Annotated in this window: 7 protein-coding genes and 1 pseudogene; 2 read left to right on the top strand and 6 right to left on the bottom strand. The window is 63.6% G+C overall.

Features of this window, described 5'->3' with window-relative positions; genetic code table 11:
- Positions 1-4 precede the first annotated feature (4 nt).
- Both CQ017_RS17655 and CQ017_RS17660 read right to left on the bottom strand, forming a co-directional pair.
- Entirely contained in the window at positions 5-1,330 is a 1,326-nt protein-coding gene (locus CQ017_RS17655; protein WP_026138135.1) for an ISL3-like element ISPfr2 family transposase, read from the bottom strand.
- A gap of 632 nt (positions 1,331-1,962) precedes the next feature.
- Positions 1,963-2,274 carry a putative quinol monooxygenase gene (locus CQ017_RS17660; RefSeq protein WP_003941073.1) on the bottom strand — a complete coding sequence of 104 codons (312 nt, stop codon included), beginning with the start codon at positions 2,272-2,274 and terminating at the stop codon, positions 1,963-1,965.
- Positions 2,275-2,382: 108 nt separating this feature from the next.
- On the opposite strand from CQ017_RS17660, the gene CQ017_RS17665 reads away from it, so the two are divergent.
- A complete protein-coding gene (locus CQ017_RS17665) occupies positions 2,383-3,324 on the top strand; it encodes a GlxA family transcriptional regulator (RefSeq protein ID WP_096222961.1) in 942 nt (313 codons plus the stop codon).
- Positions 3,325-3,694: 370 nt separating this feature from the next.
- On the opposite strand, the pseudogene CQ017_RS17670 reads toward CQ017_RS17665, so the two are convergent.
- Positions 3,695-3,934: pseudogene (locus CQ017_RS17670) on the bottom strand (IS1380 family transposase); the annotation flags it as partial.
- 135 nt (positions 3,935-4,069) lie between these two features.
- Here CQ017_RS17670 and CQ017_RS17675 point away from each other — a divergent pair.
- Positions 4,070-5,011: an ADP-ribosylglycohydrolase family protein gene (locus CQ017_RS17675; protein ID WP_181150460.1), complete on the top strand. Its 942-nt coding sequence runs from the start codon at positions 4,070-4,072 to the stop codon at positions 5,009-5,011.
- 157 nt (positions 5,012-5,168) lie between these two features.
- On the opposite strand, the gene CQ017_RS17680 is transcribed toward CQ017_RS17675, so the two are convergent.
- The 3 genes from CQ017_RS17680 to CQ017_RS17690 form a co-directional block, all read right to left on the bottom strand.
- Positions 5,169-5,900, bottom strand: coding sequence for an SDR family NAD(P)-dependent oxidoreductase (locus tag CQ017_RS17680; protein ID WP_105554806.1), 732 nt, complete (start codon positions 5,898-5,900; stop codon positions 5,169-5,171).
- Between the two features lie 101 nt (positions 5,901-6,001).
- Complete coding sequence (locus CQ017_RS17685; RefSeq protein WP_146112533.1) at positions 6,002-6,499, bottom strand: GtrA family protein; 498 nt, start codon at positions 6,497-6,499, stop codon at positions 6,002-6,004.
- 51 nt (positions 6,500-6,550) lie between these two features.
- Positions 6,551-7,558 (bottom strand): exonuclease domain-containing protein, encoded by a 1,008-nt coding sequence (locus tag CQ017_RS17690; protein ID WP_105554808.1) that lies wholly within the window; start codon positions 7,556-7,558, stop codon positions 6,551-6,553.
- Positions 7,559-7,881: the final 323 nt, after the last annotated feature.

Genomic DNA, 7,881 nt, shown 5'->3' on the forward strand with positions numbered 1-7,881 from the left:
TGGCTCATCCCAATCGGGGGTGTAGGAGTTGGGGTCTGAAGCCGCCGGTCTCGAGCAGGCTTCGGGCGATGTAGTTGGTCAGGTTGCGGAACCCGAGTGCGGAGCCGCGCAGGTGTTCGAGCCGTCCGTTGAGCGCCTCGGTCGGCCCGTTGCTGGTGCCGGGTCGTTCGAAGTAGGCGAGCACGTCAGCGGCTCGCTTCTTCAGGGTCCGGCCCAGGGTGGTGAGCTCGGTGAGCACCTTGGGGACGCCGGCGCTGAGGTCGGTGATCAGCTTCTCCATGAGCTCGCGGCCACGTTGCCGGTCCTCGTGGCGATAGGCGGCGATCATGCGCTGGTAGACACCCCAGGTCGCCTCGACCTCGACGTGAGCGTCATCAACGAACAGCGCGCGTAGCCTGTCGCTCTGCTTGTCGGTGAGCAGGTCCGCGCCGGTGTGCAGCGTGCGCCGCGACTTGTAGAGCGGGTCGTCCCTGAACCCACGGTGCCCGTGGATCGCGAGTTGGACCCGGCGCCGGCACCTGTCGAGGGCGTCACCGGCCAGGCGCACGACGTGGAAGGGATCCATCACCGTGACCGCGTCCGGGATCTCCTCTGCAGCGGCGGTCTTGAACCCGGTGAAGCCGTCCATCGCGACCACCTCGACCGCGTCACGGAAGGCGTCGTCGCGGTCGGCGAGCCAGGTCTTGAACGCCGCCTTCGACCGGCCCTCGACCATGTCCAGCAGCCTTGCTGGGCCGGCGCCATCGCGGACCGGGGTGAGGTCGATGATCACGGTGACGTACTTGTCGCCACGCCTGGTGTGGCGCCAGACGTGCTCATCGACGCCAATGACCTTCACGCCCTCAAACCGCGTGGGGTCGTTGATCAGCAGCCGCTTGCCTTCAGCCAGGACCGCGTTGTTGGCGGTGTCCCACGCGACCCCGAGTCCCTCGGCGACACGGGCGACGGTGAGGTGTGCGACCACGATCCCTTCCAGCGCCCACCGCAGCCCGGTGCGCGAGAGCTTCGCGCGTGGCTCCGCCGCGGCGCTGGTGTCTTGGCGCCACACGTGCCCGCAGTCGGCACAGCGGTAGCGGCGCACTACAACTTCCAGCACGGTCGGTCGCCAGCCCAGCGGCTCGTGGGCCAACCGCCGGATCACGGTGTCACGAGCAGCGCCTTCGCTGCCGCACCGTCGGCACCACTGATCTGGTTCCACCACGCGGCACGCGAGGACCGCACGATCCGGTTCAAGTCGTTGTCCGGTCACGCTCAGACCGAGGCCGTCGAGTCGAGCGAAGGCGGTCAGGTCAGGGCGGCCGAAGCCGGCCGGCGGGGTAGCGTCGGACACGTCGAGGTCTTTCGGATGGATGGCGTAGGAACCTCCGTCGTCGGGAGACCTCGACGTCTATCTGCGGACCGACGCGCCCGGCCGACCTACACCGTCATCTGAGAAGACCCCTGAAACGTCTTCGACGACGACGGGACCGGCGAGGAGGAGGGCGCGGTGAGCTAAAGGAATGGAGCTTACTCGGCTTCGACGCCGCCGCAAGCTCCGGTGAAACGGTCGGTACTGGTCGGTCGTCGTCGGTCACCACCGGATGGCGGCGTCCCCCACGCTCGGCGTTTGCGCAGGTCAGCGGCTCGTTCGCCCAGTGGGCGCATCAAGTGATAGACGCAAAGCCGACGTGATTCGGTCGTCGGTTCGATTCCGACAGGCGGCTCCGGCGAACAGCCCCTGACCTGCGGAAACGCAGGGCAGGGGCTGTTCGGTTCTGGTGGTCGCGCGATGCGCTGGCCTCACGGCTCTGCCCGACACCGACGTCGCTCTCCTCTGCGACGGACCCCTCGCAGGCTGAGCGCTCGCGGCCGGCATCCTGTCCGTGTGCCGATAGGCCTCGCACCGCTCGGCAACGCAGCGTGGCGTTGTGTCGCGACCTGGCGACGGCTCGGCGGGGCGCGATGGTCTCGTGCGTTGGCGGACTACGGGAGCTTGGACGCGAGGACGTCGGCCGCCAGGATCTCGGGTGCTGCGCCGAGGAGGTGCTGGTTGGCCATCAGGGCTGCGACGATGGCGCCGTTGGCGTGGGCGTCGCGAGCGGCCTCGTCGGGGAATGCATCGAAGATCCAGAAGGTGTCGGCGTGGGTCCTGACCGCGAACCAGACAATCGTTCCTACTTCTTCGTTGGCGAGCGCGACAGCGCCGGCGAGCAGATCGGCGAGCGCGTCGTGCTGTCCATCGGCCGCGACGATCTTGGCGACGAAGGCATACGGAAGTGATGCGGGTGTTGACATGAGGGGTTCTCCTAGGTGTCGAGGTTTCTTGGTGAAGCGAGTTCAGTATATGACGAAAAAGGGCATGTGAGAAGTGGCGTATACGGCAGTATTGCTATTGTTTACGTCATGCGTATCGGACTAATCGCGATCGACGGCTGCTTCGGTTCGGCTATCGCGTCGATCATCGACATCGTGCGGGTGGCCGACGGAGCCCGCGGCGATGTCGACCCGCGGATCGACCCGATCGAACTCGCCATCCTCGGACCGAAACGGCGAGTGACCACGACGGCATCGATGACCCTATCGGTGGACCACCCGCTGTCGGAGTCCGGAGAGTTCGACGTGGTCGTCGTCCCTGCGCTTGGAACCCTTACGGCCGCCGCTACCAACGACGCCCTCCAGAGCCGAGATGCTCGTTCGGTCATCGCCTCGCTCGGGCGCCTCGACGAGGCGACCACCCGGATCGCCGCGGCGTGCACCGGCGTGTTCGCCGTCGCCGAGACCGGACGGATGCATCATCGGCGGGCGACGACCAGCTGGTTCCTGGGGCCGGAGTTCCTGAAGCGCTATCCGACCGTCGCCCTCGATCTCGACACCATGGTCGTGGTCGACGGGAACCTCGTCACCGCCGGCGCCGCCTTCGCCCACATCGACCTCGCGCTCTCACTCGTGCGATCGATCAGCCCCGACCTGGCCCAACATGTCGCCAAGCTCCTCATCATCGACGAGCGTCCGTCGCAGGCTGCCTTCGTCGCCTACGAACATCTCCGGCACGAGGACCCGATCGTCGTCGAGTTCGAACGCTTCGTGCGCGCCCGCCTGGACGAACCGTTCAACGTCGCCTTCGTCGCGCAGTCGCTCGGCACCAGCCGGCGCACCCTCGAACGACGAGTCCGTGCGGCGCTCAACCTCACTCCGCTCGGCTTCGTCCAACGGCTTCGCATCGAACGAGCTCGGCACCTCTCAGCAACCACGGACCTCACCTCCGCCGAGATCGCGCTACGGGTCGGCTACGCGAACGCCGAGACTCTGCGCTCCCTCCTGCGCAGGGAGCGACGCCGTTCCTGACCTATCGCCATGCCTTAGAACCACCTCTCAGCACGTCGCGTCGACGCTCCTGCGTCGCCCCTGGACGCCCCACTCGACACGCCCGCAGCACAGGCCATGCGACGTGCCCCGGCTTCCCGGACGGTCGGGGTTGGGTGGCTATGATGTCGCTGCGTTCTCGTCGAGAGGATCAGCAGACCCGATCAGGGTCGATTGGGATGAGACGCGAAGGCGGTCAGGTCAGGGCGGCCGAAGCCGGCCGGCGGGGTAGCGTCGGTCACGTCGAGGTCTTTCGGATGGATGGCGTAGGAACCTCCATCGTCGGGAGACCTCGACGTCTATCTGCGGACCGACGCGCCCGGCCGACCTACACCCTCATCTGGGAAGAACCGTCAATATCTGTGGCTTGTTCACCGCCGGCCGCCAAGGACAGGGCCAGCGCGCCGAGGATCTTGCCTGGCCGGTGCGTTGCGGTAGCGGGTACGAACTGGCTGAACCGGTCCTCGCATACCCTGCGGAAGTCCACCGCGTTCAGGAAGCTGGTCAGCACCGACAACCCTGCATGGGAGACCAGAGATTGACCGGTGAGTTGGGTCGGGATAGCAGGGAAAACGTGAGTAGAATGGTTCACAGAAAAGGTGATCCTTCGAACGGGTATTTTGGAAGCTTAGACACTCCCATTTTCCCTGTTCAGGTCACCTTTTCATCTTTTAAGTCAGTTAATGACTACCGGCCTTCATGAAATACCCGGGTTAGAATGTGGAGTGTGAATGAAACCGGTGAAATTGCACTCCTGCCAGAGAACTACTCAGACAAGGTGTTCGCGATCCTGCTCGGCATAGCCGACGGCGCAACCCACGCCCGCGACGATATCGATCCCGGCGCCACCGAATTGCTCCCGCTGTATATGGCCGACGGGCTGCTCGAAGCCCTCGAATGGGCCAACGACGGTGTGGGCAGCGATGAAGCGGCCTGTATGTGGCTTGCCTCGCTGCGCGGCTACGCACAGCTGACCGGGTCTTTCCCTACCGGAGCGCCCGAACCGCTGAAACGCTGGATCGATGCCGAGTTCGCCAAGGTTGAACTGCACGAAGGCATCCTGCCCGGCGACCCGCAAAATGTCGCCGGACTGAACTCCGCCGATATGGGTCAGCGCGTTCGCCCCACGGGCCCCAACGCCGATTCAACCGGAGTGCTTCCGCGTGCGGCCGTTGCCGCACTGCTGGCCCGCGTACCCGTGGACACCACGGTTGCCGTGGCCCGCTCGGCCGCATTCCTGACGCACGATACCCAGGCTGCCAACACGGCCATCGCCGCCGCAAAGATCATTCGTTCGGCCATGGAACGCTCCGAAGGCTCCGCCGGCGAATGGGAAGGCATGCTTGAAGGGCTGGAAGGCCCTTCGGCCGAGGCCCTGCGCCAAGTCGTTTCGATCGTCCGGGATTCGCTGCACCTGTCACCGACCGATGCCTACGCTGCCTACTTCGCCGACAAGGGACCCGCCGAGGCCGAAGAAGAATCCGATGTCGAATCCGAAGAGGCGCCAGCAGACGACGAGACCACCGTACGCGACCCAGAAACCGATGCCTACGCCGTAGCCCTGTTGGCTGCCGTTTATGGTTCCGATGCAGTGGGCGACCGCCCTGCCTCCGCGTTGGATGACATTATCTCCGAGCTGCATGACCGTTGGATGGCCCTGCTCGTCTAAACGCGTATCGCTGCGACGGTGCCGACATAATCGTTGGCTCGCCTGGTCTTGGATTCCGGAAGATTGGTGCCGGGACCAGGTGAGCAGACTTCTCAAGGTTCTAGGCAAACCTGCCGTACACGCCACAGCGGGATGTCACGCGAACACTCTCGGGTTCTCACATTCCGCCGGCAACGCGCAGCGTCGCCCCGGTGGTGTACCCGGCATCCTCGGAGAGCAGCCACGCGACGGCTCCGGCAATCTCTGCCGGATCTCCGGCGCGCCCCAGTGGGATCGCAGCAGCCACTTTCGCTGGCCGCTGCGGGTCCTGGTGGAAGTCGGTCCAGACGGTCCCGGGCTCGACGCAGTTGACACGGACGCCATACGAGGCGACCTCCTTTGACAACCCGACGGCAAGGGCGGCCACGCCTGCCTTCGCGGCAGCATAGTGCACGTAGGAACCGGGGCTGCCAATCGTGGAGGCTGCGGAACCAATAAGCACCAGCGAACCGCGCGTCGCCTTGAGGCGCGGGATTGCGGCGCGTGCGGTCAGCACCGGGCCAAGCAGGTTGACCTCGAGATCCTGCCGGATCGCCTCGGGGTCGAGATCGGCCAATGCTCCGACAGCCTCGACGGCGCCGGCCGACGCAACCACACCCGCTAGCGGACCGAGGGCCTCACCGGACCGAAAGAATTCTTCCAACGACGTCGGATCGGTGACATCTACGCGGGAGGCGAGCGCATGACCGCCCTGCTGGCGGACATTGTTCGCTAAGGAGATTGCTGCTTGCTCATCGCGGCGGTAGCCGATGAGAACATTATGCCCCGCGGCTGCAACGCGTTGGACGATGGCAGCACCAATGCCTCGTGAGCCGCCGGTGACCGCGACCACCATTCCAGAAGAGTTCATTCACCGAGCTTAAACGCGGCAGGCGGGCGCGCCAAATCTGGGCGTTTAAACACTCATGCGAGTTGCTGGGGCGAGGTTGTTCCTGGCTTGATCCCGGATCGCTAGCCACTAGACGATGAAGCTAGCTCTTGTTCCTCACCGGTGGTGGAGTTCTGCTCCGTGTCCGGGAAGACAAATTTGTGCAGCGCCCACCAGCGGAAAACCATGGCCAGTACGGTGCCGATGATCGGCCCTGAAACGAAGTCGGCGATTTCCTGGCTCAGGAAGGAGACCTGCGGATAGTGATATCCCAAGATCCACCGGGACACATACAGCGGGGCCGAGTTGATGCCAATGCCAATCAGTGAAACCGCAAAAAATCCGATCGCCTGGACGCGCTTGCGGAAGGCATCGTTCTGATGCTGGAAGGTGTACTGCCGGGTCAGGACGAAGGAGACGATTGTCGCAACACCGTTGGCAATGATGAAAGCGGTCGTCGGGTGCGGTTCGAGCACCGTGAATTTCAGACCGTAGTTGACCACTAGCGTCACCACAAAGCAGAACCCGCCCACGCCGACGAAGCGCATGAGTCTTGTTAGCACGCGATTTTTACCGCTCACAGTTGCTCCGTGGTTGTTAGTGGCTGAAGACGTTGTTGCGGCTGGCCGTGCTTAACCCTGAACGGCCATTCCGAAGCCTTCGACCAGCTGCATGAACTCACCCTCGGAGATGATTTCCACGCGTTGCCCCTTGTCACGCAGTTTCAGCACGTGCTTTGCCTTGTTGGTCAGCCGCCCGTTGGAGAGATCCTGCGGCACAAACCCATCTCCGACAACCAGCGCGGTCGTTGCCCGGGTGACCCGCGAGGCGGTCTGCGCACCGTAGTTAGCGGCCCATTGCTTTGCCTTGGGGCGAGGCACGGCGAGATTGCCGGTAAAGACCATCACCTGTCCGTATAACGGATGCGTGGGATCGGCACTCGAATTCGGTTCGGGATTATCGCCTTCCTGCGGCCATGAGCCGAAGGCGTCTTGGGGCGGCAGCGGTTGGCCGCTGGCTATCCAGCCTTGTGCGTCACGGGTAGCGCGGGAAAACTCTTCGCCTGGGTTCCACGCGGCGGTCAATCCAAGCCCGACTTTGTAATGATCGGCTGCCTGCAAGACAGTGCTCGCATTGCTGCGTTGCGCTATGTCGATCATCGCCCACGCGCAGGCCTCGGCATCAGCCAAGGCTTCGTGGTGGTTTTCGATTGGGTGCCCGGCCTCTTCGGCGACGAACGGCAGCGAATAGCTCGGCAGATCATAGGCCTTGCGCGAAAGCTTGACCGTGCAAAGGTGAGCAAGTTGCGGTACCGATAGCTCACTTGCTTCGGAAGCTGCCCGAATGACGCCCGAGTCGAAAGCCGAGTTGTGGGCTACGAGAACATCTGAACCGACGAACTCCAGCAGGTCGCCGAGCTTCTCGCCGACCCGTGGCGAGTGTGTGACCATATCCTCGGTGATGTGGTGAATCGAGACGTTCCGTGGGTCGAAATGATCGAAACCCTCCGGAGGCCGAAGCAACCACTGTTCGGTTTCGACGATACGTCCGGAACGGACCTTTACTAGGCCGACCGAGCAGGCCGAGCCGATAAATCCGTTCGCCGTTTCAAAATCTAGCGCTGTGAAGTCCAATGACACGCCTGCCAGTTTACTCCCTTTCGCTAAATCAACGTCATCGGTGTCCCCTCGACGGCCTTTCTCGGCTGCAAGACTCCCTTTTACTACAGCGTTGCGTATCTCATTAAACACGTATCTGACCTGCGTTTATTAACAATCGATTCGATTCGCCGCAAAATAGGAAGAGCAAGACAGCTCACATCAGAAGGCACTGCAGTTCCCGCGATTCACGCCGTAATGGATTACGCATTTTGATGGCGAACCGCTCAGCATGCGCAGGCCATTTCCACTAGCTGCCTCCCTTCGCCCATAGCCCATAGCCCCTAGCCCCTAGCCCCTAGCCC

The sequence above is a fragment of the Arthrobacter sp. MYb224 genome (assembly GCF_002975455.1).
Taxonomy (GTDB): domain Bacteria; phylum Actinomycetota; class Actinomycetes; order Actinomycetales; family Micrococcaceae; genus Glutamicibacter.

Excerpts from the sequence above, each read along its gene's own strand:
- CQ017_RS17660 (WP_003941073.1), bottom strand. The coding sequence starts at position 2,274 with ATGTCAACACCCGCATCACTTCCGTATGCCTTCGTCGCCAAGATCGTC.
- CQ017_RS17665 (WP_096222961.1), top strand. The coding sequence starts at position 2,383 with ATGCGTATCGGACTAATCGCGATCGACGGCTGCTTCGGTTCGGCTATC.
- CQ017_RS17680 (WP_105554806.1), bottom strand. The coding sequence starts at position 5,900 with ATGAACTCTTCTGGAATGGTGGTCGCGGTCACCGGCGGCTCACGAGGC.